Origin of the sequence: Actinoplanes sp. NPDC000266 (assembly GCF_042899005.1) — a bacterium.
GTDB lineage: Bacteria > Actinomycetota > Actinomycetes > Mycobacteriales > Micromonosporaceae > Actinoplanes.
Genome location: NZ_JBIAZI010000016.1, coordinates 1 through 22,918 on the forward strand (window position 1 = coordinate 1; position 22,918 = coordinate 22,918).

Consider the following 22,918-nt stretch of genomic DNA (forward strand, 5'->3'; position numbering starts at 1 on the left):
GCCGCGGGCGGTGGGGTGTCGGCGGCCCCCCCCGCGGCCCCCCCCCCCGGGGCCCCGCTGGGGGCGGTACGGGTGGGCCCGGGGGCCCCCGCCGCGCCGCCCCCGCCCGGGGGGGGCGCGCCCACGGCCGGTGATGAACTCGCGGCGCCGCCCCTCGGTGGCCCGCGCGATCAGATGTTCTTCGCCGGGGAACGGCTCCTCGCCGGGGAGGTCGCCGAACGCCTCGACGATCACCACCTCCGGCGGCACGAGGTCGATCAGCGTCACGCCGTCATGATGCCAGCGCCAGCGCGTATTCGGGCCACCACTGCCCGGCCGGCGGGGCGCCGGCGGAGCAGGCGCCGTCGGACTCGCCCGGCCTCTTCACCCAGAGATAGGCGTCGACCAGCGTGTGCCCGGTGCTGGTGGTCGGCGCCTCGCCCAGCTTGCGGCCGGGCGGGTTGCACCAGTGGCGGTCGCCCGCGCCCACCTTGGCCGGGCCGTTGCCGTTGCGGCTCGTGTCGACGACGAAGTGGGTGCCGCCGAGCTGGCGGGACAGCGCCGTGCCGTACCGGACGTTGTCCGCCGTCCTCTCGAAGTTGGCCACGTTGAGGGCGAAGCCGCTGGCCCGCTGGATCCCGGCCCGGCGCAGGGCCGCGGCCATCTGGGCCGGTTTGCGGATCCAGGTCGGGTTGCCGGCGTCCACATAGACCAGCGTGCCCGGGTTGGCCCGCAACACCGTCACGGCGTGCATGAGCAGCGCGAACCGCTCGGTCGCGGCCTTCGCGTTCAGGCAGCCGCGCACGGTCTGCGCGACCGCGTCCGGCTCCAGCACCACCACCGAGCGGTTGCCGCGGATGGCCGTGGCCAGCGCGTTGACCCACTGACGGTAGGCGACGGCGGTGGCCGCCCCGCCCGCCGAATGACCGGAGCAGTCCCGGTTCGGGATGTGGTAGAGCGTGAGCACCGGGAGCTTGCCGGCCCGGCGGGCGTCGGTGACCAGCTGCCGGGCCCGGTCGGCGTAGCCCGGCGACTCGTCGGCGAACCAGGTGGCGGTGGGCCGGTCGGCGATGCGCCGCATGATCGCGGCGTCCCTCGTCCGGCCGGCCGCCTCCCAGGCCCGGACCTGCTCGGCGGCGGCGCCGGTGGGGTCGACGTAGAGGCCCTGCCCGGTGAGACGGCCGTCCCACACTTCCTCGGGCGGCGGCGTCTCTTTCTTCTCACTGGCGCTTATGGCGACGGGGGCGGCGATGCCGGCGGCGACCAGCGCGCCGGCGGTCAGCAGGACATAGCGTCGCTTCATCGGACCCTCACCCACCGGCCCACCGACGGCACGCCCCGGTCGTCGACGAGGAACAGCATGTACCAGCCGGACGGCATCACGCCGTCGCGCTTCGGAAAGGTCAGGGTGACGCCGTGCGGCCGGCGGACCAGCGGCAACGCGACCGACCGCTGGTCGACGTCGAGCACGTGGGTGACCGCGCTCGGCCGGATCAGCCGGGCCGAGACCGCGCGCCCGGCGTCCGGGGTGGGGAAGTGGATGACCGATCCGTGCGAGACCTCGCGCGGCCCGCTCGTGATGGCCGGGCGGTCGCCCTTCTTGAACAGGTATGGCGGGCTGTAGACCTCGATCCGCTTCTCGAACGAGCCGGGGTTGCGCCCGGTCTCGTCGTACAGCGGGTCGCTGCCCAGGGTGATGACGCGGCCGTCCGGCAGCAGGATCGCCTCGGAGTGGTAGTTGCGGCCGACCGTCGAGTCGGCCGCCTTCTCGAACCGGTTCGCGCCGGGCCGGTAGATCTGCGAGTTGAACAGGTCGCTGCGCGCCTCGCCCCGATAGGGCCCACCGCGATAGCCGGACGAGCCGCCGGTGGTGAAGACGCCGTCGTCGGGCAGGATCACCGCGTTCAGATAGCGGGCCGGCTTGGGCAGGTCGGGACCGGGACGATAGGCGGGCCGGGCCGCGTTCAGGTCGATGATGTCGGTGCGGGCGGTGGACACCGGCGACTCGCCGATCGCCCCGCCGCCGAAGATCATCACCTTCTGCTCCTGCGCCGGCGGCAGCAGCACGGACGAGCTGGTCTCGGTCATCCGCGGGTTCCGCAGGCCCGGCGTCGTGGTGAACGAATTGTTGGTCAGGTCCCAGATCCCGGGCGTACGGCCGATCTTGTCGGAGCCGTAGCCGGAGTTCGACCCGGAGTAGAAGAGACGCCCGTCGTCCATGATGTGGAAGGCCGGATAGGTGGGGAACTGGCGCTTGAGCCCCGGCGTGGCCTCCCACTGCCGGCGGTCCACCAGATAGCGCTCGTTGTCGCCGGGCAGCAGACGGCCGAACTCGTCGAGACCGGAGACGGCCAGCACGTTGCCGTCCGGCATCTCGGTCAGGGTCGGGTACCAGCGGTGCTCGACCATGTCGCCGACGCGCACGTAGCGCTCGGTGCGGGGGTCGAACTCGTACGCGGTCCGGTCCCCGCCGTACTCCTGCTTCTCTCTGGTGATCTTGTCGGCCAGGCCGTAGATGTTGCGCTGGTCGTCGCCGGTCAGCCCTTCGACCCGATATTGGGCGGGCTTACGGACGATGGGCCCGTCCCCGGCCTTCTCGGCGTCGACCCAGACCTCCACCTCGGAGGCGTGGATCATGTTCTGGTCGCCGTGTTTCATCGCGGTCGCCGGTTTCAGCGTGACGTCGGCCCGTGTTCGATATTTCGTGTTATCGGCAGCCAGGAGGACGGTCCCCTTACGGAACGTCCGTGGCGCGCCGTTGGGCGACTCGTTCTTCAACTTCATCACGCCGGCGGCGTGGGTGATGTCCTTCTCCAGGCGTTCGTACGACTTCGTGCCGCCGGCCACGAGCACGTTCCCGTTGCCCAGGAACGTGTGCCCGGCGCAGAACACATCCGTCGGCGTCGGCACGTCGGTGAACCGGTCGGTGGCCGGGTCGAACAGTACGGTCCGGAACGTGCCGGCCTCGAACGCCTCCCGGTTGTTGCCGCTGCCCGCGATGATCAGCACCTTGCCGGTGTGCAGGAGCGCGGCGTGGATCGCGTTGACCCGGAAGCTCTCCGGCACGTGCAGGCGCGACCAGTGGCCGTACTTCTCCTTGTAGGACTGCCGGTTGATGGTGAACTCGCGATAGGCCTCGTTCGCGGCGGCCATCATCGGCCGGTTCACCGCTACGACGAACCCCAGCACCACCAGCGTGATCACATAGCTCAGCAGGCGCCGGGCAAGGGTTGGTCTTTGTCGGGGAGTCACGAAAAATCCTTCAGTCCGATTTCCTCGTTGCCAGCCAGATGGCTGTCGGCGCCAGGCAGATGGCCAGGTTCAAGCTGGGCCAGAGCCACATCGCGCCGTCCACGTGATCACCGATCGGGGCGCTGGCCAGCAGGACGGCGTAGAAGACCGCCCACAGCAGCCCGTGCCGAAAGGTGCTCATCCGGTCGGGGCTGGTCGAATCGCCCTTGGGAGTAACGACGAACCCCGCGCGGCGACGCAGCACGGCCCCGACGTACGAGCTCACATAGACCGGCGCGCAGAGCGTCGAGGCGATCATCCCGGTGAGCCCCGACGACCCGGCCACCTCGTGCGGCGACACGTTGTGCCGCCGGTTGAAGACGTACAGCCCGACCTGGAAGAGGGCGGCGTCCGCGTACAGCATCAGCCACACCTCGTGCGGCACCTGCACGCCCTTGGCCCCGAGGATCAGATAGCAGGTCGCGTTGACCGCGCCGAGCACCCAGGCCAGGGCGGTCAGCGGGTAGTACGACATCAGCAGCCCGTAGTGCAGGCTGCGCTTGAAGCCGAGCCGCCACACGAGCCGCCAGAACTTCGTCACGACCACCTCGTCGGTGCCGCGCGACCACCGATGCTGCTGGCTGAAATAGTCGGTCCAGGACGACGGCCCCTCACCGACCGCCAGCACGTCGGGCGTGTAGACCGAACGCCACCGGTTGCCCGACTCCTCGTTCCGGGCGGCGTGCACGGCCAGGCTGGTCGCCATGTCCTCGGTGATCGAGTCCTGAAGACCGCCGATCGCTTTCAAGGCCCTGATGCGTACGGCGTTGTTGGTGCCCACGAGCATCGCGATGCCGTGCTTGTTGCCCGCACGCTGCAGCAACGAGTGGAAAAGGTACTGCTGCGACTCGGCCCACCGCGTGACCACGTTGTCGTAGTTGCCGTAGATCTGCGGCCCGACCACGAAGGCCACGTCCTCGTCGTGGAAGTAGCCGAGCAGCCGCTCGCAGAAGTTCGGCAGCGGCACATGGTCGGGGTCGACCGAGACGAAGACGTCGTACGCGTCGCCGTGCCGGTCCACCCAGGCGTTGTAGTTGCCGTGCTTGGTGCGCGCTTTGAAAGGACCGGATTCGGTGTTGTACGCCTCGACGCCCTTCCGCGAGAAATGCCGCACCCCGATCCGCGCGCACATGCCCCGGACGTCGTCGTCATCGCCTTCGTCGAGCAGCCAGACCTCGTACGTCCCCGGATGCCGCACCTGCCGTGCCGCCCAGAGCGTCCGCTCGACCATGTCGATCGGCTCCTTGCCGGGCACGATTGTCGTCAGGAACGCCACCTTGAGACCGGCCGGCGGCACCAGCGGCTGCGGATCGCGAGCCCACAACGTGGCCAGGCACAAGGTGACCACGTTGACCAGCCGGAACAGCTCGATGAGGGCGGTCGCCCCGATCATGACGGCGGTCGCGCCGAACAGCCACGGCCGCATGCCCCGGTCCGGCAGCTCGATGGAGGACACGAGCCAGAAGAAGAAGGTCGTCTCGAACGCGAACGCCAGCACCGTGATGGCCAGCGTCGTCAGCGGCCGCCGCCGGGCCAGCCGCCGCATCCGGATCCGGCCGCCACTTTCGTCCGGCATCGCCGGCGCTCCGGCAAGCACGCTGTACGCCGGGTAGTCGTAACGTCCCGCGAGCGTGACCGTCTCCCCAGAGAGCGCGGGATGTACAGGCACTTTGACGCGACCCTGCAAAACCCACAGCCTCCCCCGAGCGCCCTGACAACGTCCGGGGAGTCTTAGGGATAATTCGGGCGCAACAACGGACACTTTGTCCGTTTGGAGAACTATAGACGGATGCCGATGCCCGCGCGGTCGATCCGCTGTTCAAAGTGGCTCACGCGGCAAGCGGCGACAAAATCTTGAGCGCGAGGGTTGCATCCGGCCGCCGGCGGCGGCCTTCCTTGGTGTACCGCTGAGGAAGGAGCAGCCGTGATTCCTGTTGCCGAGCACGTGCCGATCGTGGCGATGGTCGCACCGTGGGTCTTGTCGATGGTGGGTCAGGCCGTCACGCGAATGCGCGAGCGCGCGGAGGTCACCCGCCGGTGCACCCTCACCGAAGTGATTGGTCAACTCGGCGCCAACGGCCTTGATGGCCGTGTGACCTACCGCGATCGGCGTGGGGTGCGTTGGAGCGTTGAGGTGGCCGCGACGAACGCCGGCAGCAGTGGCGACGACGAGCCGAAGGCGGCCGCCCCTGTGCGCCCAGTCCCGGAGATTTCGTCCGCCTCATGATCAGCCCGCCGCCCGATGAACAGACCCGCGCCCAGTTGCGGGTCCTCATCGTTGCGCACCACTCGGGCATCGTCAGCCGGCTCGCTTTCTGGTCCGGCGACCGTGACCTGGCCGAGGAGTGTGCCCAACAAGTGTGGGTCCAGGTAGCGGAGAACCCGGCCGAAATCTTGCAGGACCCCAAGCCCTTGCAGACGCTGGTTCAAAAGGCGTGGAACGTCCTGCACAACGACCGGCGCCGACGCGGTCGCCGTGGTGAGCAGCAACCAGGCGGCGACACCATCGCCGCGCTGTCGGACAACGCTAACGCTGAGCGATTCGGCCGGCGGCTGCTGCGGCTGCGCCCGGGCCGGCGCGACCGCGACACCCGGGCAGTGCCCCAGGCCGCCGTGGACAGCTGCGCCGATCCGGCCACCGCGGTCGACCGGAGGATCGACCTGACCACGGCCATCAGCCAGCTGTCGGATCGCCAGCAGGAGGCGCTGTACCTGCACTACCGGGATGATCTCAGTCCAGCGGGCATAGCGTTACGCATGGGCATCAGCCGCCAGGCCGCGGAGAAACTGCTCAAGAGCGCCTTTGCGGCGCTGAGAAAGTCACCGAGACTGGCCGACTGGACCGAGGAGGTGGGCCGATGAGCCGGCACGACGACGCGGAGACCCTGGACACCCGGTTGCGCCAACGCGGCGCGGCCGCCCGTATCGAGCACAACAGGGACCAGCTCGACGACGTCTACGCCTCAGTGATGGCGCGCGTGGACGTGACGGCGAAGACTCCTGTCACCACAGCCCCCGGTGAGCTCGACGGCACCGTGCTGGTCGACTCGCCCAGAAACCAGCTCTACTACTCCGGCCCGCGCATCGTCGTCACCCGCGACTACATCGCGACGCCCAGGGGGCGCTACCTGGTCCGCGATCTCAGGTCGGTGCATACGATCCACGTCGACGACCACACGGCGCGAACCGTGGCGCTGATCTGCGGAGCGATGATGTTGCTGCTGGGCAGCGGTTTGGCAGTAACCATCGGCTCGGCCGCGCTGCTCATCGCCGGTCTCATCGCCGCGGTCGGCGTGATCGCCGGCTTCTGGGCCGACGCAAGCCACAACCCCCGGCTCGCGGAGTTCGTCGCACATCACAAGGGGAAGCGCATCGTGCTCTTCGTGACGTACGACCCGCGGGTCTTCGAGCAGGTGCGGCGGGCATTGATCCGCAGTTTTGAAGCCAACCGCAGAGCGGGCTAGCCGATGCGATCCATCGACGCTCAGCGCCGCACTCCTGGCCGGCCATTCCGCCGGATCGGCATCACGATGAACGTTGTTGCGATGCCGACCGCGGTCATGTCGGCCAGTCATTCGATCTTTGTCACTCGCGCCCAGCGACGAGTGAGGATCAGCCAGGTGTCGGGGACGCCAAATCCGGGGCCATGGCAATGAGAGCGCCGATGACGGATCGCATCCGGTACAGCGCCGACTACGTGTGGGAGGTCCGGAACGAGGCGGCGCGGGTCTATCTGATCGAGTCGGGCATCCCGCGGGTGCCCCACTTCATCGAGGACGGACCGTCCGGGGCGACAGATGCCGGAGGCGGCCCACGGTTCCTGCTGCTCGGCTACTACAGGGATCTCGACGGGGCCTACTACCTCGATCGGGAGAGCGGAGCGGTCTGGTATCTGCGGCCGGGCGGCGCCTTCTTCGTCAACTCGTCGCCGCGGCAGCTTGTCGCGTCGTTCGAGGCCTACCTCGACATCACGCGCGGCGACCTGGCCGGCGACGACGAGGCGGTCGAGGAATGTCTGCGCTCCGCGCTCCGGGCCATCGACCCGGCCGCGATCGACGACAGGCACTCCGTCTGGAACGACACGCTGGGCGATGTCTCGATGGGCGTCTACTAAGCCCTGGCACATGCCGCCCAGTCGATCAATCCCAGTCAATCAACCCCTGTCACTCGGTTTGCGATGCGCTCGATCTGCTGCCGCACATCCTTGACCGGCGCTGCCAGGTCCAGCCCGTGCGCGACGACGCGGACCCCGCTGCCGATCAGCCGGTGCTCCCGGCCGGGATCGCGGTCGGCGGCGTAGACGAGGTGGCCCTCGGCCAGGTTCAGGGCCGTGCAGTAGGCGAGCATCTGGTAGAGGTCGGCGTTCGCGCTCGACCTCTTGTACTTGGCGTCGACGACGCCGAGGCAGGCGCCGTCACGCCACCAGGTGATGTCGGGGCGCAGGTCGACGCGGGCGCCCTCGTCGAGGTGTGTCCGGTGCTGGGCCACCACCGTGCCGCCCCGCCGGGTGGTGATCGCCTCCCGGAGGACGGCGGTCAGCCAGTCCTCGAAGACGGTGTTCAGGTCGAAGGCGAAGCCGGTGGCGTGCTCGGCGCCGGACCGGTGATCGAGTCCATGGCCGCCGAGCACGAGACGGGCCAGCCGCAGAGCCGGCCGGTAGCGAAGATTCAGCCTCGTCTCCACGACCGGCGGCAGCGGCGTCCCCGGCACCCAGCGCGAGACATCGGCCAGCGCCGCCGCCAGCCGGTGCAAGGCCCGCCTGGAGGCGGCGGGCACTTCGGGGGTACGGCGAAGCCGGTCGACGGCCGCCAGCAGGATCTGGTTCTCGGGGATGTCGGCGGAGTAGTCGTCGTAGCGGACCTCGAGGGGCGGCGCCAGGCCGAGCCGCCCGCGCAGCTGATCGGCCTCACGGAGCCGGCCGCGCAGGGACGGCAGCGCCTCCTCGGCGACGCGGTATCCCTGGAGAAGCCCGGCGGCCAGCGCTCGTGACGCGGCGGCCGTGAAGGCCATGGCGAGAGCGGGCGCGAAGTCGTCCGCCGTGAGGTCGGCCGCCTCGGCCCGCCAGCCCCGGTCGTCGCGGGCGTGGCCGAGCATCCAGAACAGCCGGGCGATCGGCAGCTTCGGGCGGACCCGCAGCTCGGCGACCTCGCCGCCGGAGCGCACCTGAAGGACGCCCACGGTCGAGGCCGCGGTGAGCCGGAGCCGCCCGTCGACCGTGAGCGCGGCGGTGACCAGGCCGGTGCCGGCCAGCACCGCGCCCCACGGCCCGTCGTCCGGGCCGAAGACCGCGGTCTCGTACTCCCGGAGGCCGAACCGTCTCATCCCAGCCGGCCGCGGAGCGCGTCCAGGCCGTACCGGACCCGGACGTCGACGCCGTCGCCGAGATGCCGCTCCTCCAGCAGCGGTTCGATGGCGGTACGCCAGATGCGCGCCAGCCCGGCGTCGTCGGCCACCCGCGTATTCATGAGATACGACGGGCCCACGGCCGCGTCACGGTCGCCGATCGTCCGGTTGAGCTCGTCCAGCAGGTCGGCGCGGTCCTCGGGAAGTGAGTGGGCGCGCAGCCAGCGGCGCAGCATGTCGCGCAGCGGCGGCTCGCCCGGGAAGAGGGCCTGGAACAGGAACCGGCGGCGCATCGCGGCGTCGACGAGGGCGATGGACCGGTCCGCGGTGTTCATCGTGCCGATGATGAACACGTTCGGCGGCAGCTCGAACTCCTCCTGCGGCGAGTACTGCAGCGAGATCCGGCGGCCGCGGTATTCGAGCAGGAAGTACAGCTCGCCGAAGACCTTCGCCAGGTTGGCCCGGTTGATCTCGTCGATGATGAGCACGAACGGCTGCGACGGGTCCTTCTGCGCGTCCAGCACGAGCTGCTTGAAGGGGCCGGGCTCCAGCGAGAACGCGATGCCACCGGGCTGGTCGCCGCGAACCGGCCGGTAACCCTCGAAGAAGTCCTCGTACGAGTACGACGGGTGGAACTGGACGAGCCGGTACGCGTCGTCCCGGTCGCCGGTCAGATATTGCGCGAGCTCGTACGCCAGATATGTCTTCCCGGTGCCGGGCGGCCCGTACAGGATGATCTGCTTCTTCTCCCGGAGCAGGTCGACCGTGTCCAGGAGCCAGTCGTGGTCGATGAAAAGCTTCCCGGCGAAATCCGGTGTGGGATCAGGCAGCTCGACGTCGGAGGACTCGTCCTCGATGATCAGCGTGCCCAGCGCGGCGAACTCCTCGGTCGCCGCGCCCAGGTCGCTCACCGTGAGCTGACCGGCGAGCTTGTTGCGGGCCGTGGGCGACAGCTGCTCGCGGGCGATCGGGGCGTCCGGGTTGGCCCACTCGACCGCCCGGCGACGGCTGGAGAGGTTCCCGTTACTGGGACTCCAGGTGACGTCGCCGGTCACCCGGCCGGCGTAGACGCCTTTCCAATCCACCGTGACGACCACGTCGCCCGGCTTCATGTGGTTGAGGAAACGGTCGAGCACGCCGACCCGTACGCCTCGCTGGGCTGCGGTCAGATCGGGCATCGCCTGGTGGAGCAGCTTGTCCAGCTCGGTCTTCGGCGTTCCCGGCTTCACCTCGGGCAGTTGGGGGAAGGCCAAGGAGCAGAAGCCTTCCTTGAGCCACTTCTCTACCAGGTTGTGGCCGTGGACCTTGGCTCCGCGTACGAGCCAGCCTCTCTGGGCCTCGGGCTTCTTGTTTGTGTCCGCCGCGCGCCAGCGGTCGAGCAGCGGTGGCGCGTAGAACCGCACGGCGGCGCCGGTCTCGGCGCGGAGGGCGGCGACGACCGCGGCGAGGTCACGGTCGACATCGCCGGTCGACTTGCCGAGCGCGTCGACGATCTGCTGCTTGTGCCGCCGCGCCACCACCGCCGGGAACGTGTCGGGGAAGAGCAGGTTGAGCAGCACGTTGCGCTGGCTGTAGGCACTGTTCACGGGGACCTTGTCCACCTCGGCCCGGAAGAGCCAGGGGTCGTCGAGTGCGGCCCGTCGCTGCTCGGCCGCTAGCTGCTTCCAGGCCTGGACGAAGCGGACGAGGAACGCGATCTGCCGGTCCCGCTGCGTCATGTAGGCCGTTCCGGCGCGCACCACACCCTGGTCGAGCAGCAGGTCGAGCGCGGCCGGAACGGCGACCGGCGAGGGCATCAGCTCCAGCGCCCCGCCGATCACCGCCCGCTTGGCCGGCCCGCCGATGTCCTTGGGCAGCAGCAGATGCAGGTAGATCAGCTCGCCCATGAGCTGGATCGCCTCGCCGGACGCCGACGCCAGCTGCCCGGCGAGCTTCTGGACGAAGCTCCCCTTGCCCGCGTCCGGCTGCTGGACGAATTTCGCTTCGAGCTCGTCCGCCGTCTCCGCGGTCCAGATGGCCGCGCCCGGCGTGAACAGCGAACCGTCCTCGGCCAGGCCTGCCTTCAGGACGTTGCGAACGGCTGCGTACAAGGCGTCATCGTCCATCGACACAACATAGAGGGTCAGGAGCAGCCGAGGCCCTGGTCGACTTCTTCGGCGGTCGGCGGGTTTCCGGCCACTGTGCGGTCGGCGTACTCCCAGACGACCTCGGGGTAGTCGCCCTCGTCGTTCATGTCGTTGAGGGTCTTCCACTTGTGGCTGCCGCGCAGGGCGTCGGTGGCCTTCTGCTGGGCCGCCGTGTCGCCGGCCAGCTTGGCGCGTTTCCACTCGGCTATCCAGCCGCAGGTGATGCGGCCGGTGACCTTCGCGCCGAACTGGTAGGAGTCGTTCGCGCCGAAGCCCTTCAAAGTGGCCACGTCGAAGCCGGGCGGGACCGGCATGTCGGCCAGGACCTTCTTGGCCGCCTCGTCCTCGCGGTCCGGGGTGATGATCTCGGGCGGGAGGGCCTTCAGGAAGGTGTCCACGTCGACGCGCTTGACGTCGGCCACGACCTTGTCGAAGCCGGCCCGGTTCCATTCGCCGCCCGAGGAGCCCAGCTCGACGAAGACGCCGTCGCGCGGTTCCAGCATCACCGCGAAACGGCTTTCGCTGTACGTGAACCGGGCGCCCTTCCAGCCGTCGACCACTGTGGTCTCGGGCGGGCTGACCTCGAGCCGGTCCTTGTAGTAGCCGTCGTAGTACTTCGCGGCGTACCAGTTCATCTCGAACCCGCGCCCGGTGGCGTCCTCGAACGCGATCGTGCCGTCCTCGCCGGCGAAACCGTAGACGTGGGTGGCCTTCCAGCCGGGCTGTTCGATCAGGAGCCGGGGGAACTTCTCAGAGGCCGCGAACTGCAGTATGGCCGGGGCCGACTGGGTGGCGACGGGTGTGGCCTGATTGCTCTCGGGGCGGTCGCGGATGACGGCGGACGCCACGAGGACGCCGGTCACGGCGGCCGCGGCGGCGACGGCGGTGGCGAGGCCGCGCCAGCGCGAACTCTTGCGGACGGGCTCGGTCATGATCTCCTCCAGGAGCGCGTGCTCGGCCCCGTCGAGGGGGCCGTGCGCGTCGTGCCGGGACGGATCGGCGTCGCGGACAAGCCGGTCGATCTGCTCGTCGGACATTCTCAGGCCTCCTCGGGGGTCGGTGCGGTCAGGACGTCGAGCACATGTCCGGCCGTACGCCGGTCGTTACCGAGAAGGTCGCGCATTTTCGCCCGGGCCCGGGAAAGCCTGGTGCGCACGGTCTCCGGGCTCACCTGAAGGACGGTGGCCGCCTCGCGGGGTTGCAGCCCCTCCCAGATGGTCAGGGTGAGCACCTCGCGGTCGATCGGGCTGAGCCGGGCCAGGGCGGCCCGCACCGCGAGCCGTTCCGGGACCTCGGAGCCCGGATCGGCCGGGGCGGCCGGGGTGAGCCGCTGGCGCAGCAGGTCGCCGAGCCGCGCCCGGCGGACGCCGCCACGGTGATGGTTGGCGAGCACCCGCCGGGCGACCCCGTACAGCCAGAGCCTGGTCTCGTCGCCGGGCGGCATCTCCTCCGTACGGCGCCACGCGATCAGGAACGTCTCGGCGACCACATCCGCGGCGTCCGGCGGCTGCTCGACGCGCCGCAGCGCGTACGCCAGGAGCGCGTCGAAGTTCGCGCTGTAGACGCGCCGGAAACGTTCCTCGTGCTCGATACCGGGGCTCACGCTCATCCCATGTCCGGGCGGGCCCTTATCGTGACACGGCCGTGAAAACGAGGGCCGGCGCGAGGAACGCGTTCAGGTCGGTGATGGTTCGGCCCGCCTCCAACTCGGCCTGGACCGCCTCCAGCGCCGCACCGGAGTCGTCCCCGTATTCGGCTCGATAGCGCCGGCCGTTGATGTCGATGTCGAGGACGCCGGCGCCGACGATCAATGCGAAGTCGTCACCGGGGCTGAGGGAGATGACCGGGGCCGGCACGAGCTGGACGGGGGCGTGGCGGCGCTCCCGGAGCGCCGAGACCGGAATCGCGATGAGGTCGGCCGCCAGAGTGGCGATCACCAGGGCGCACAGCAGTTGGACGATCCAGTTGTCGTGTGCCGCCCAGAACGACCAGGCGCCGATGATCCCGGCGAGGTCGCCCACGGGGCGCTTCCAGCCTCGTTCTTCCCGCACGAACGATCAACGTAGCCGACGCCGCAAAGCCCAGAGCCCGATGACGACGGCGGCCACGGCTATCAGCGTCCACTTGACCGGAAAGCCCGACGGGTTCGTGGCGATCGTGGTGGTGATCCAGGCGTTGATGTTGTCGACGCGGGCGCTGTGGTCGGGGCCGGTGTGCGGGCAGCCGGGGCCCGAGCTGACCACCGCCACCAGCACCGGGGTCTGGCCCTTCCGCTCGTGGAAGTACGGGCCGCCGGAGTCGTGCGGGCAGGGGCTCGTCTCGTCGTGCGGGGAGACGCCACTCGTCTCGAGCAGGGAGTCGCCGACGTGGTCGATGCGGAAGCGCCCGGTCTGCAGGCGCGACACCGGGACGTACTCACCGTCTCTGGTCGTCAGCCCGAAACCGGTGAGGCGGACCGTCTCGCCCGGCGCCGGCGGCGTCGTGGCGAGGCGCAGCGGGGTGATGCCGGTGACCGGGTCGGCCAGTTCGGCCAGGGCCACGTCGTGGGTGTCCGATTGGCGGACCGCGACGACCCGTACGTCATGACCGCCCTTGCCTGTGACCTTGATCCGGCCGATCGTGGCGATCGTCTCGTCGGCGACCGGGCGGCTGACCCGCTTGCCGCTCGCGTCGCGGAAGCAGTGACCGGCGGTGATCACCCAGCGTTCGGCGATGAGCGCGCCCGAGCACGAGCTGTCCCGGGTGCCGCCGTCGGTGGTGGGCAGGCCCTTCATGGTGAGCAGCACCGCGAAGGGATAGGCGCCGTCCCGCGCGTTCTCGCCGTACGCGATCGCCGCGGCCGGGGAAGCCGGACAGATGACGATCAAAGCGGCGAACACCACGGAAAGAATTCTCATCACAGGAGACGATGGTGGTGAGCGGTCAGTCCGGCGGGCGTCAGCGGCGCCCTTATGGATCCTTTATGCGAGTTGTGCGAGCGTGACGCGGTGCGAGTGCTGGTGGCGGAGGACGAACGGGTGTTGGCCGACACCGTGGCCGAGGGGTTGCGGCGGCTGGCCATGGCCGTCGACGTGGTCTACGACGGCGACGCGGCCATCGAGCGGCTCGGCGTCAACCGCTACGACGTGGCCGTGCTCGACCGGGACATGCCGGGCCGCACGGGTGACGAGGTGTGCCGCTGGATCGGGCGGCAGGAGCAGCCCACCCGGGTCCTGTTGCTGACCGCGGCGGCCGGCATCCGCGACCGGGTCGAAGGGCTGGGCCTGGGCGCCGACGACTATCTGACCAAGCCGTTCGCGTTCGCCGAGCTGGTCGCCCGGTTGCAGGCGCTGTCGAGGCGTACGGGCCCGGCCCTGCCCCCGGTCCTGGAGCAGGACGGCGTGGAGCTCGACGTCGCCCGGCACACGGCCAGCCGTGACGGGCAGATCCTCGCGCTGTCGCCCAAGGAGTTCGCCGTGCTGCACGTGCTGCTGCGCGCCGGCGGGCGGGTGGTCAGCGCCGAGGATCTGCTCGAACAGGCCTGGGACGAGCACGCCGACCCGTTCACCAACACCGTGCGGATGACCATGATGACGCTGCGGCGCAAGCTGGGCGATCCGCCGGTGATCCACACCGTGCCGCGCGCGGGATACCGACTCGGTTCATGATCCGCCGCCGCGTGACGGCGCTGTGCGCGCTGCTCCTGTTCGCCTCATTGTTCGTACGGGCGATCGCCGATCAGCTCTTGACCCTGTGGAACGATTTCGGGCCGTCGTGGTGTCTGACCCCGGGCCCGGACAGCCCGTCGGCCGTCTGCCGTCAGCTGTTTCGGCATCCGAGCATCCCGACAATTCTCACCGTGACGATCGTCCTGGTCGCGCTGTTGGTGGCGGCTTATTTCGCCGTACGGTGGTGCTTGGCCCCGCTGAAAAGCCTGATCCCGGTGATCGACAACGTCGGGCCGCAGAATCTCGGCTATCGCCTGCGCCCGGAGAGCCGGGACGAGGTGGGCGCGCTCGGCCACGCCATCGACGACATGATGGACCGCATCGCCGTCGGCTACGAGGCCCAGCGGCGCTTCGCGGCCGACGCCTCCCACGAGCTGCGCACTCCGCTCGCCGTGCAGCGCACGCTGATCGAGGTCGGCATGGCCCGCACGCTCAACGAGGATCAGTTGTCGCTGCTCACGGCGCAGCTGCTGGAGACCAACGAGCGCAACGAGCGCCTGATCGAGGGCCTGCTGGTCCTGAGCGAGAGCGATCGCGGGCTGCTGGCCCGCACGCCGATGCGGCTCGACGAGATCACGGCCGAGGTCCTCGACGCCCACCGGTCCCGGGCCGCCGAGGCCGGCGTGGCGATCACCAGCGAGCTGAGCCCGCGGGTCGTCGAGGGTGAGCGGGTGCTGCTGGAGCGCCTGGTCACGAACCTCGTGCAAAACGCGATCAAGTACAACCGCGAGGGCGGGACCATTGATGTACGGGTCGGCGACGAGCCCGCCCTGACCGTGGCCAACACGGGCGACGACGTGCCGCCGAGCGAGGTCACGGCCCTGTTCGAGCCGTTCCGCCGGCTGCACGGGGCCCGCATCGACCACAGCGGCGGCGCCGGGCTCGGCCTGGCCATCGCCCGCTCGATCACGCGCGCCCACGACGGCGTCATCGCGGCGTCCTCCACCGGCCACGACGGCCTCCGGGTTCAGGTGTCGTTCCCGCACCCGTTGACGAAATAGTCACACATCTGAAACCTTGGATGCCTGCTCACGAAAAAACTCGGCAGGCTCCGCGCAATTTTCATGGAGACGGCCGAATCTTCGGGGCAGGACTCCCCTCCATCCCCGGCCGGCCGTCAGGACCCCGAACCCTGGCGGCCGGCATCTGCAGAACAGAGGCCTTCATGAGAAGACGACGACTGTTCGCCGGAATCGCGGTGGCCGTGCTGGTCGCCGCGGGACTCTCGCCGGGTGCGGCACACGCGGCGGGCGGCCCCAACCTGGCCGCCGGCAAGTCCGCGACCGCCAGCGCGGTGAACGGCCCGTACGGAGCTTCCAACGTCAACGACGGCAACGCCGACACCTACTGGGAGGGCCCGAACAACGCCTTCCCGCACTGGGTCCAGGTCGACCTGGGTGCCACCGCCAACATCGACCAGGTCAAGCTCAAGCTGCCGCCCGCGGCGGCCTGGGCCACCCGCACGCAGACCGTCACGCTGCAAGGCAGCACCAACAACAGCAGCTGGTCCACTCTCTCGGCCTCGGCCGGTCGCACCTTCAACCCCGCCAGCGGCAATGCCGTCACCATCGATTTCACGGCGGCCAGCATCCGATATGTCCGGGCGACCATCACCGCCAACACGGGATGGCCGGCCGCTCAGCTGTCCGAGCTGGAGATCTACGGCGTCAGCGGCGGCACGAACCCCGACCCCGACCCGCCCACCGGCACCAACCTCGCGGCGGGCAAGGCCATGGAGGCGTCCTCGAGTGTCTTCTCCTTCACGGCGCCCAACGCCAACGACAACAACCTGGCCACCTACTGGGAGTCCAACGGCTTCCCGGCCACGCTGACCACGCGGCTCGGCGCCAACGCCGACGTCACCGGCGTCGTCGTCAAGCTCAACCCCGACTCGGCCTGGGGCCCGCGCACCCAGGGCATCCAGGTGCTCGGCCGGGCACAGGGCGCCTCCGGCTACAGCTCGCTCAAGGCCCGCGCCGACTACGCCTTCGGCAGCGGCAACACGGTGACCATCCCGGTCACCGGCCGCGTCGCCGACCTTCAGCTCCAGTTCTTCACCAACACCGGCGCCCCCGGCGGCCAGGTCGCCGAGCTCCAGGTCCTCGGGGCCTGGGCGCCCAACCCCGATCTGACGGTCACGTCGGTGACCTGGTCACCCGCGTCGCCGGACGAGGCCACCGCGGTCACCGTCTCGGCCACGGTGCGCAACGCGGGTTCCGCCGCGTCGGGGGCGACGTCACTTGACGTACGCCTGAACGGAAATGTCGTCGGAAGCGCGAGCGTCGGTGCGCTGGCCGCCGGCGCGACGGCGACCGTCCAGGTCGCCGCCGGACGACGGGCCCAGGGGAGCTATCAGGTCTCCGCCGTCGTCGACCCGGCCGACACGGTGGCCGAGCTGAGCAACGACAACAACACCCTGACCGCCTCGTCGCCGCTCGTGGTGGCCCAGGCGGCGGGCCCCGACCTCCAGGTCGTCAGCGTCACGCCGACTCCGGCCAACCCCGCGGTGGGGGCGCAGGTGAGTTTCTCGGTCGCGGTCAACAACAGGGGTACGTCCTCAGCCGCGGCCTCCGTCACCCGGGTCACCGTCGGTAGCACCACCCTGAACGTGAACACGGGCGCGGTCGCGGCCGGCGCGACGGCCACGGTCACGGCCGGCACGTGGACGGCGACCAGCGGCGGGGCCACGATCACGGCCATCGCCGACGCGACGAACGTGGTCGCGGAGACAAACGAGAACAACAACACGCGTACCCAATCGGTCGTGGTGGGCCGCGGAGCGGCTGTTCCTTATGTCTCCTACGAGGCGGAGAGCGGCACGTACACCGGAACGCTGGTCGAGGCGGACGCGAAGCGGACGTTCGGTCACACGAACTTCGGCACCGAATCGTCCGGCCGCAAATCGGTGCGGCTGACCGCGACCGGCCAGTACGTGCAGTTCACCTCGGCCAGCCAGGCCAACTCCATCGTCGTCCGCAACTCCATCCCGGACGCGCCGGGCGGCGGCGGCCAGTCGGCGACGATCAGCCTCTACGCGAACGACCAGTTCGTGCAGAAGCTGACCCTGTCGTCGCGCAACAGTTGGCTGTACGGCACGTCGGACGACACGGAATCGCTGTCGAACACGCCGTCGGCGGACGCCCGGCGCCTCTTCGACGAGTCGCACGCGCTGCTGTCCACGTCGTATCCGGCCGGCACCCGCTTCAAGCTCCAGCGCGACGCCGGTGACACCGCGTCGTTCTACGTGATCGACCTGGTCGACCTGGAGCAGGTCGCACCGGCCCTGTCCCAGCCGGCCGGCTGCACGTCGATCACCTCGTACGGCGCCGTGCCGAACGACGGCCTCGACGACACGGCGGCCATCCAGCGCGCGGTCACCGACGACGAGAACGGCGTGATCAGCTGCGTCTGGATCCCGGCCGGCCAGTGGCGCCAGGAGCAGAAGATCCTGTCCCCGGACCCCACCCGCGGCCAGTGGAACCAGAAGGGCATCCGCAACGTGGTCATCCGCGGCGCGGGCATGTGGCACACGCAGCTTTACACGAACACGGAACCGCAGAACGTGGTCGGCAACATCAACCACCCGCACGAGGGCAACGTCGGCTTCGACATCGACGACAACACGCAGATCTCCGACCTGGCCATCTTCGGCATGACCACGAACCGGGCCAACCGCGGCCACGGGATCAACGGCCGCCTCGGCAAGAACACGAAGATCAGCAACGTCTGGATCGAGCACACGAACGTCGGCGCCTGGGTCGGCCGCGACTACTCGGACACCCCGGCCTACTGGAACCCGGGCGACAACGTCGAGTTCACCGGCATGCGCATCCGCGACACATACGCCGACGGCATCAACTTCAGCAACGGCACGCGGAACTCGAGGGTCTTCAACTCGTCGTTCCGCACCAACGGCGACGACGCGCTGGCCGTCTGGGCCAACCCGAGGGTCAAGGACACGTCGGTCGACGTGGCGTCGAACAACCACTTCGTCAACAACACGATCCAGCTGCCGTGGCGGGCGAACGGCGCCGCCATCTACGGCGGTTTCGGCAACTCCATCGAGAACAACATCATCGCCGACACGATGAACTACCCCGGCATCATGCTGGCCACCGACCACGACCCGCTGCCGTTCACGGGCACGACGCTGATCGCCAACAACGGCCTCTACCGGGCCGGCGGCGTGTTCTGGAACGAGGACCAGGAGTTCGGCGCCATCACCCTGTTCCCGTCGTCGAAGGACATCGTCGGTGTCACCATCCGCGACACCGAGATCCTGGACTCCACGTACGACGGCATCCAGTTCAAGACCGGCGGCGGCAACATGCCGAACGTGGCCGTCACAAACGTCCGCATCGACAAGTCCAACAACGGCGCCGGCGTCCTGGCCATGAGCGGCGCCCGAGGCAACGCCACGCTGACCAACGTGACCATCACGAACTCAGCCACCGGCGACGTGGTGATCCAGCCCGGATCGCAGTTCACCATCACCCGTAACTGACCGCTGACGAGAACACGCCATCCCTTCGGGGGTGGCGTGTTCTCGTCGTTCCGCTGGACCCTTTCGCGGTCAGGGTCGTCGCTGTGCGAATGACAGGGGTTGATTGACTGCCGGTATGACCGCGCTCGAATCCGTTTCCTGGCCGCCTCTTCCGATCCGGACCGCGAGGCTTGTGCTTCGCGCGTCCGAGGCTCGGGATCGGCCGGCCTTCGTCGAGTTGCTGGCCTCGCCCGAGGTGCACACCTATCTCGGCGGGCCGCAGTCCCGTGACCAGCTCGAGCGTGATCTGCCCGACGTGCCCGAGCGGTGGCCCGGCAGCTTCGTCGTCGAGCTTGACGGGGAGATGATCGGCCAGGTCCTGCTGCGGCGGCCGGCCCGGCATCGGCCGGCCGCCGTGGGGAAGGTCGATCTCGGCTATCTGTTCCTGCCCCGGGCCTGGGGTTTCGGCTATGCCGTCGAGGCCTGTGCGGCGGCGATCGGCTGGGTCGGTGAGCCGGTCGTGCTCGTGACCCAGAGCGCCAATCTGTCCTCGATGCGCCTGGCCGCGAAGCTCGGGTTCGCCGAGGTGGAGCGTTTCCGGGCCTGGGACGCCGAGCAGTGGCTCGGGCAGCGGGGGTGACCAACGTCGCTGTAATTGACACGTCAATCAGGCGCATGATTGACGTGTCAATCAGATGCGAGGGGGAGTCATGCAGTTCGGGATCTTCGGCGTGGGTGATCTGGCGCGCGACCCGGTCTCCGGTGAGACGCCCAGCGAGCACGAGCGCCTCAAGCGCATCACCGAGTACGCCGTCCACGCCGAGCAGGCCGGCCTCGACGTTTTCGCGTTCGGGGAGCACCACAACCCGCCGTTCGTGGCGTCGTCACCGACCACGCTGCTCGGCTATGTCGCGGCCCGGACCAGCCGGATCATCCTGTCCACGTCGACCACGCTGATCACCACCAACGATCCGGTGAAGATCGCCGAGGACTACGCGATGCTCCAGCATCTGGCCGGCGGCCGGGTCGATCTCATGCTCGGCCGGGGCAACACCGGCCCGGTCTATCCGTGGTTCGGCAAGGACATCCGAGCCGGCATTCCGCTGAGCGTGGAGAACTACGCGCTGATCCGCCGGCTGTGGCGGGAGGAGAACGTCGACTGGTCGGGCAAGTACCGCACGCCGCTCCAGGCCTTCACGTCCACGCCGCGCCCGCTCGACGGTGTGCCGCCGTTCGTCTGGCACGGCTCGATCCGCAGCACGGAGATCGCCGAGCAGGCCGCGTACTACGGCGACGGCTTCTTCCACAACAACATCTTCTGGCCGCCGTCGCACACCGGCCGGATGATCCGCCTCTACCGCGAGCGCTTCGAGCACTACGGGCACGGCCCGGCCGACACGGCGATCGTGGGCCTGGGCGGTCAGTTCTTCGTCAAGGACAACTCACAGGACGCGCTCCGCGAGTTCCGGCCCTACTTCGACAATTCCCCGGTGTACGGCGGTGGGCCGTCCCTGGAGGAGATGATCCGCCAGACACCGCTCTCGGTCGGCAGCCCGCAGCAGGTCATCGACCAGATCCTGGGCTTCCGTGAGTACGCCGGCGACTATCAGCGCCAGCTCTTCGTCCTGGACGGCATGGGCATTCCGCACGCCGAGGTCCTTCACCAGCTCGACCGTCTCGGCGAGATCGTCCAGGTGCTGCGCAAGGAGTTCGCCGTGGGGCGCCCCGCGCACATCCCGGAGGCGCCCACGCACGAGTCGCTGAAGGCCGCTTAAGGTCAGACCCGCTGGCTCTCGGTCGTCGACGAGTGCAGGTCGGCGGTGGTCTCGGTGACGAAGCGGCCGGTCTTCGCGCTGCGGTGCACTTCACGGTCGCCGTCGGTCTTGTCGCCGCCGACGTGCTCGGTCGTCGTGGTGTCGGGCTGCCGCTCGGCGGTGCTGTCCTTCACGAACCGGCCGGAGCGGGTGCTGCGGTTGACGTCGTGCTCGTTGCCTGCCATGGGGGCCTCCTCATCCGTCGATGTCTTGATCGTGAGGTGCCCACTTCGCCGTCCGGGAAAACAAGGGGGGTTACGACGTAACCCCTCTCATCGGCCCGGCCCGGCCTACCGTCGGAGGCATGGTTCAGGAACTCGTACTCAACAACGGTGTGACGATGCCCGCGCTCGGCCTGGGCGTGTTCCAGAGCGCCCCCGAGGAGACCGCCACCGCGGTCGAGACGGCGCTGAAGATCGGATACCGGCACATCGACACGGCGGCCGCGTACCGCAACGAACGCCAGGTCGGCGAGGGGATCCGCCGCGCCGGCGTCCCCCGTGACGAGGTCTTCATCGAGACGAAGATCTGGGTCAGCGATTACGGGTACGACGAGACGCTGCACGCCTTCGAGAAAGCCACCCGCAAGCTGGGCGTCGAGCGGCTCGACCTGCTGATCCTGCACCAGCCGGCCACCGACCGCTTCGAGCGCACCATCGCGGCGTACAAGGCTCTGGAGAAACTTCTTTCCGACGGCGCCGTACGGGCCATCGGGGTCAGCAACTTCATGCGCCGCCACCTGGACGACCTGCTGGCGAGCACCGGCATCGTGCCGGCCGTGAACCAGATCGAGCTGCACCCGTACTTCTCCCAGCCCGATGTGCGCAAGGCCGACGCCGAGCACGGCATCCTCACCCAGGCCTGGTCCCCGATCGGTGGCATCACCTTCTACCCCGGCTGGGGTGAGGAGCGCCGCAACGTCCTCCAGGACCCCACGATCGGCGCCGTGGCCGCCGCCCACGGCAAGACCCCGGCCCAGGCGATGCTGCGCTGGCAGCTCCAGCACGGCCATTCGGCGATCCCGAAGTCGACGAACCCCGGCCGCATCGCCGAGAACTTCGACGTCTTCGACTTCGAGTTGAGCGCCGGGCAGATGGCGAGCATCGACGCGCTGGACACCGGCGTACGCAATGGGCCCGACCCGGACGTGCCGCGCCCGCAGATGTTCGACATGGTCATCCCGGAGGAGTGACCGGGTGTTCCCGGGCCGGAGGGAGCCCGGCCCGGGAACGGCGGGTCAGCGGATGACGACGGTCTTGACGATCTTGTCGGCCAGGGTCTGCCGCTTGGCGTCCCAGAGCGGGAACAGGAAGCCGATGTAGCAGATGATCGCGTCGATGAAGTGGGCCAGGTCGCGGGCGAAGGCGAGGCCGGCGCCGATCGGCTGCCCGGTCTGCTCGCCGACCAGGCGCAGGCCGAGGGCCTTCTTGCCCCAGCTCTGACCGGTCTTGCCGCCCTGGAACCACCGGTTGTAGGCGGTCACGGCCAGGCCGAGCAGCGCGAAGACGTAGTAGAGCGCGTTGATCTTGCCGTCGCTCATGCCGAGCAGCGCGCCCAGGATCGAGAACGGCGCGACGCACAGGCCGTCGATGAGGTAGGCGCCGACGCGCTGGATCCAGCTCGCGTAGCTGGTGGTCGGCGCGGCGTACTGCTGCTGCTGATATGTCATCTTTGCGCTTCCTTCGGTGTGGCTCAGACGAGGTCGAGCCGGTGAAGTTGGAACAGCCAGCTCACGAGTGCGAGCAGACCGGTGATCCATCCCGTCCGGCGGCGCCGGGCCGGCGGCCAAGGGCGGGGTGGTCGCAGGAGGCCCGACGCGCGCAGCGCGACGAGCGGAACGGCCGCGACGGCGAGCGCGGCCAGCCCGAAGACGGCGGGGTTGGCCGTCCACGCGCCGTGCGGATCGCCGTGCACGAGGGCGACGGCCGCGGTGGTCAGCCCGCAGGCCGGGCACGGCACGCCGGTGAGGGTCCGCAGAGGGCAGGGCAGACCGGCGCCGGTACGGGCGGTGAGGGCGGGCCAGACGACGGCGGCCACCGCTGCCGCGAGCCCGAAGCCACCAAGGCGTTCGGGCACGGACAGCGCACGGCGCGGCCATCGAAAGATCACGCGCCGGAGCATAAGTGCTTCTAGATAAATGGATGACCCCGTGCGGGTGTCCAGTTGGCGTACGAC

Annotated in this window: 22 protein-coding genes and 1 pseudogene; 10 read left to right on the forward strand and 13 right to left on the reverse strand. The window is 69.5% G+C overall.

Annotated features, from left to right (window positions below; all coding sequences use genetic code 11):
* The 4 genes and pseudogenes from ACFY36_RS44990 to ACFY36_RS45005 form a co-directional block, all read right to left on the reverse strand.
* Window positions 1–267, reverse strand: a pseudogene (locus ACFY36_RS44990) (hypothetical protein); the annotation flags it as partial.
* Window positions 268–271: 4 nt separating this feature from the next.
* The gene (locus ACFY36_RS44995; protein WP_499752068.1) at window positions 272–1,282 is read right to left on the reverse strand and encodes a glycoside hydrolase family 6 protein; all 1,011 of its coding nucleotides are present in this window, start codon (window positions 1,280–1,282) and stop codon (window positions 272–274) included.
* A complete protein-coding gene (glxA, locus tag ACFY36_RS45000) occupies window positions 1,279–3,231 on the reverse strand; it encodes a radical copper oxidase GlxA (RefSeq protein WP_499752069.1) in 1,953 nt (650 codons plus the stop codon). Before glxA ends, ACFY36_RS44995 begins: the two co-directional genes overlap by 4 nt.
* 10 nt (window positions 3,232–3,241) lie before the next feature.
* Window positions 3,242–4,939 (reverse strand): glycosyltransferase family 2 protein, encoded by a 1,698-nt coding sequence (locus tag ACFY36_RS45005; protein ID WP_499752070.1) that lies wholly within the window; start codon window positions 4,937–4,939, stop codon window positions 3,242–3,244.
* Window positions 4,940–5,194: 255 nt separating this feature from the next.
* Here ACFY36_RS45005 and ACFY36_RS45010 point away from each other — a divergent pair, with 255 nt between their 5' ends.
* The 4 genes from ACFY36_RS45010 (at window position 5,195) to ACFY36_RS45025 (ending at window position 7,384) form a co-directional block, all read left to right on the forward strand.
* Window positions 5,195–5,497, forward strand: a complete 303-nt coding sequence (locus ACFY36_RS45010; protein ID WP_499752071.1) for a hypothetical protein — start codon at window positions 5,195–5,197, stop codon at window positions 5,495–5,497.
* Window positions 5,494–6,132 (forward strand): RNA polymerase sigma factor, encoded by a 639-nt coding sequence (locus ACFY36_RS45015; protein ID WP_499752072.1) that lies wholly within the window; start codon window positions 5,494–5,496, stop codon window positions 6,130–6,132. The genes ACFY36_RS45010 and ACFY36_RS45015 overlap by 4 nt, the downstream gene beginning before the upstream one ends.
* Complete coding sequence (locus tag ACFY36_RS45020) at window positions 6,129–6,734, forward strand: DUF6232 family protein (RefSeq protein ID WP_499752073.1); 606 nt, start codon at window positions 6,129–6,131, stop codon at window positions 6,732–6,734. Before ACFY36_RS45015 ends, ACFY36_RS45020 begins: the two co-directional genes overlap by 4 nt.
* A gap of 200 nt (window positions 6,735–6,934) precedes the next feature.
* Window positions 6,935–7,384 (forward strand): SUKH-4 family immunity protein, encoded by a 450-nt coding sequence (locus ACFY36_RS45025; RefSeq protein WP_499752074.1) that lies wholly within the window; start codon window positions 6,935–6,937, stop codon window positions 7,382–7,384.
* 35 nt (window positions 7,385–7,419) lie between these two features.
* Here ACFY36_RS45025 and ACFY36_RS45030 read toward each other — a convergent pair whose 3' ends face one another.
* From ACFY36_RS45030 to ACFY36_RS45055, 6 genes are read right to left on the reverse strand one after another with little or no spacing between them, the layout of a single operon-like run.
* Window positions 7,420–8,592, reverse strand: a complete 1,173-nt coding sequence (locus ACFY36_RS45030) for an McrC family protein (RefSeq protein WP_499752075.1) — start codon at window positions 8,590–8,592, stop codon at window positions 7,420–7,422.
* Complete coding sequence (locus tag ACFY36_RS45035; RefSeq protein ID WP_499752076.1) at window positions 8,589–10,718, reverse strand: McrB family protein; 2,130 nt, start codon at window positions 10,716–10,718, stop codon at window positions 8,589–8,591. Before ACFY36_RS45035 ends, ACFY36_RS45030 begins: the two co-directional genes overlap by 4 nt.
* Before the next feature lie 17 nt (window positions 10,719–10,735).
* Window positions 10,736–11,776 carry a hypothetical protein gene (locus ACFY36_RS45040; RefSeq protein WP_499752077.1) on the reverse strand — a complete coding sequence of 347 codons (1,041 nt, stop codon included), beginning with the start codon at window positions 11,774–11,776 and terminating at the stop codon, window positions 10,736–10,738.
* Between the two features lie 2 nt (window positions 11,777–11,778).
* Window positions 11,779–12,348, reverse strand: coding sequence for an RNA polymerase sigma factor (locus tag ACFY36_RS45045; RefSeq protein ID WP_499752078.1), 570 nt, complete (start codon window positions 12,346–12,348; stop codon window positions 11,779–11,781).
* 19 nt (window positions 12,349–12,367) lie between these two features.
* Window positions 12,368–12,790 (reverse strand): hypothetical protein, encoded by a 423-nt coding sequence (locus ACFY36_RS45050; RefSeq protein WP_499752079.1) that lies wholly within the window; start codon window positions 12,788–12,790, stop codon window positions 12,368–12,370.
* A gap of 6 nt (window positions 12,791–12,796) precedes the next feature.
* A complete protein-coding gene (locus tag ACFY36_RS45055) occupies window positions 12,797–13,636 on the reverse strand; it encodes a S1 family peptidase (RefSeq protein WP_499752080.1) in 840 nt (279 codons plus the stop codon).
* 90 nt (window positions 13,637–13,726) lie between these two features.
* Here ACFY36_RS45055 and ACFY36_RS45060 point away from each other — a divergent pair, with 90 nt between their 5' ends.
* The 5 genes from ACFY36_RS45060 to ACFY36_RS45080 all read left to right on the forward strand — a co-directional run bounded on the left by ACFY36_RS45060 (window position 13,727) and on the right by ACFY36_RS45080 (window position 20,704).
* Complete coding sequence (locus tag ACFY36_RS45060) at window positions 13,727–14,386, forward strand: response regulator transcription factor (protein WP_499752081.1); 660 nt, start codon at window positions 13,727–13,729, stop codon at window positions 14,384–14,386.
* Window positions 14,383–15,447, forward strand: coding sequence for a sensor histidine kinase (locus ACFY36_RS45065; RefSeq protein WP_499752082.1), 1,065 nt, complete (start codon window positions 14,383–14,385; stop codon window positions 15,445–15,447). The genes ACFY36_RS45060 and ACFY36_RS45065 overlap by 4 nt, the downstream gene beginning before the upstream one ends.
* A gap of 164 nt (window positions 15,448–15,611) precedes the next feature.
* Window positions 15,612–18,950, forward strand: coding sequence for a CARDB domain-containing protein (locus ACFY36_RS45070; RefSeq protein WP_499752083.1), 3,339 nt, complete (start codon window positions 15,612–15,614; stop codon window positions 18,948–18,950).
* Between the two features lie 115 nt (window positions 18,951–19,065).
* Window positions 19,066–19,569: a GNAT family N-acetyltransferase gene (locus ACFY36_RS45075; RefSeq protein ID WP_499752084.1), complete on the forward strand. Its 504-nt coding sequence runs from the start codon at window positions 19,066–19,068 to the stop codon at window positions 19,567–19,569.
* 70 nt (window positions 19,570–19,639) lie between these two features.
* Window positions 19,640–20,704 (forward strand): CE1758 family FMN-dependent luciferase-like monooxygenase, encoded by a 1,065-nt coding sequence (locus tag ACFY36_RS45080; protein WP_499752085.1) that lies wholly within the window; start codon window positions 19,640–19,642, stop codon window positions 20,702–20,704.
* Window positions 20,705–20,706: 2 nt separating this feature from the next.
* Here the strand turns inward: ACFY36_RS45080 and ACFY36_RS45085 are convergent, their stop codons facing one another.
* Window positions 20,707–20,928, reverse strand: coding sequence for a hypothetical protein (locus tag ACFY36_RS45085; RefSeq protein ID WP_499752086.1), 222 nt, complete (start codon window positions 20,926–20,928; stop codon window positions 20,707–20,709).
* 119 nt (window positions 20,929–21,047) lie between these two features.
* Between ACFY36_RS45085 and ACFY36_RS45090 the strand changes: the two genes are divergently transcribed.
* Window positions 21,048–21,935 (forward strand): aldo/keto reductase, encoded by an 888-nt coding sequence (locus ACFY36_RS45090; protein ID WP_499752087.1) that lies wholly within the window; start codon window positions 21,048–21,050, stop codon window positions 21,933–21,935.
* 45 nt (window positions 21,936–21,980) lie between these two features.
* Here the strand turns inward: ACFY36_RS45090 and ACFY36_RS45095 are convergent, their stop codons facing one another.
* Window positions 21,981–22,412 carry an RDD family protein gene (locus tag ACFY36_RS45095; RefSeq protein WP_499752088.1) on the reverse strand — a complete coding sequence of 144 codons (432 nt, stop codon included), beginning with the start codon at window positions 22,410–22,412 and terminating at the stop codon, window positions 21,981–21,983.
* A gap of 23 nt (window positions 22,413–22,435) precedes the next feature.
* Window positions 22,436–22,852 carry a DUF2752 domain-containing protein gene (locus ACFY36_RS45100; protein WP_499752089.1) on the reverse strand — a complete coding sequence of 139 codons (417 nt, stop codon included), beginning with the start codon at window positions 22,850–22,852 and terminating at the stop codon, window positions 22,436–22,438.
* Between the last annotated feature and the right edge of the window lie 66 nt (window positions 22,853–22,918).

What these genes read in the sequence shown, in the direction of transcription:
- ACFY36_RS45095 (WP_499752088.1), bottom strand. Translation starts at nt 22,412, where the DNA reads ATGACATATCAGCAGCAGCAGTACGCCGCGCCGACCACCAGCTACGCG.
- ACFY36_RS45025 (WP_499752074.1), top strand. Translation starts at nt 6,935, where the DNA reads ATGACGGATCGCATCCGGTACAGCGCCGACTACGTGTGGGAGGTCCGG.
- ACFY36_RS44995 (WP_499752068.1), bottom strand. Translation starts at nt 1,282, where the DNA reads ATGAAGCGACGCTATGTCCTGCTGACCGCCGGCGCGCTGGTCGCCGCC.
- ACFY36_RS45070 (WP_499752083.1), top strand. Translation starts at nt 15,612, where the DNA reads ATGAGAAGACGACGACTGTTCGCCGGAATCGCGGTGGCCGTGCTGGTC.
- ACFY36_RS45065 (WP_499752082.1), top strand. Translation starts at nt 14,383, where the DNA reads ATGATCCGCCGCCGCGTGACGGCGCTGTGCGCGCTGCTCCTGTTCGCC.
- ACFY36_RS45020 (WP_499752073.1), top strand. Translation starts at nt 6,129, where the DNA reads ATGAGCCGGCACGACGACGCGGAGACCCTGGACACCCGGTTGCGCCAA.
- ACFY36_RS45085 (WP_499752086.1), bottom strand. Translation starts at nt 20,928, where the DNA reads ATGGCAGGCAACGAGCACGACGTCAACCGCAGCACCCGCTCCGGCCGG.
- ACFY36_RS45055 (WP_499752080.1), bottom strand. Translation starts at nt 13,636, where the DNA reads ATGAGAATTCTTTCCGTGGTGTTCGCCGCTTTGATCGTCATCTGTCCG.
- ACFY36_RS45035 (WP_499752076.1), bottom strand. Translation starts at nt 10,718, where the DNA reads ATGGACGATGACGCCTTGTACGCAGCCGTTCGCAACGTCCTGAAGGCA.
- ACFY36_RS45030 (WP_499752075.1), bottom strand. Translation starts at nt 8,592, where the DNA reads ATGAGACGGTTCGGCCTCCGGGAGTACGAGACCGCGGTCTTCGGCCCG.
- ACFY36_RS45080 (WP_499752085.1), top strand. Translation starts at nt 19,640, where the DNA reads ATGCAGTTCGGGATCTTCGGCGTGGGTGATCTGGCGCGCGACCCGGTC.
- ACFY36_RS45075 (WP_499752084.1), top strand. Translation starts at nt 19,066, where the DNA reads ATGACCGCGCTCGAATCCGTTTCCTGGCCGCCTCTTCCGATCCGGACC.
- ACFY36_RS45015 (WP_499752072.1), top strand. Translation starts at nt 5,494, where the DNA reads ATGATCAGCCCGCCGCCCGATGAACAGACCCGCGCCCAGTTGCGGGTC.
- ACFY36_RS45045 (WP_499752078.1), bottom strand. Translation starts at nt 12,348, where the DNA reads ATGAGCGTGAGCCCCGGTATCGAGCACGAGGAACGTTTCCGGCGCGTC.
- ACFY36_RS45040 (WP_499752077.1), bottom strand. Translation starts at nt 11,776, where the DNA reads ATGTCCGACGAGCAGATCGACCGGCTTGTCCGCGACGCCGATCCGTCC.
- ACFY36_RS45090 (WP_499752087.1), top strand. Translation starts at nt 21,048, where the DNA reads ATGGTTCAGGAACTCGTACTCAACAACGGTGTGACGATGCCCGCGCTC.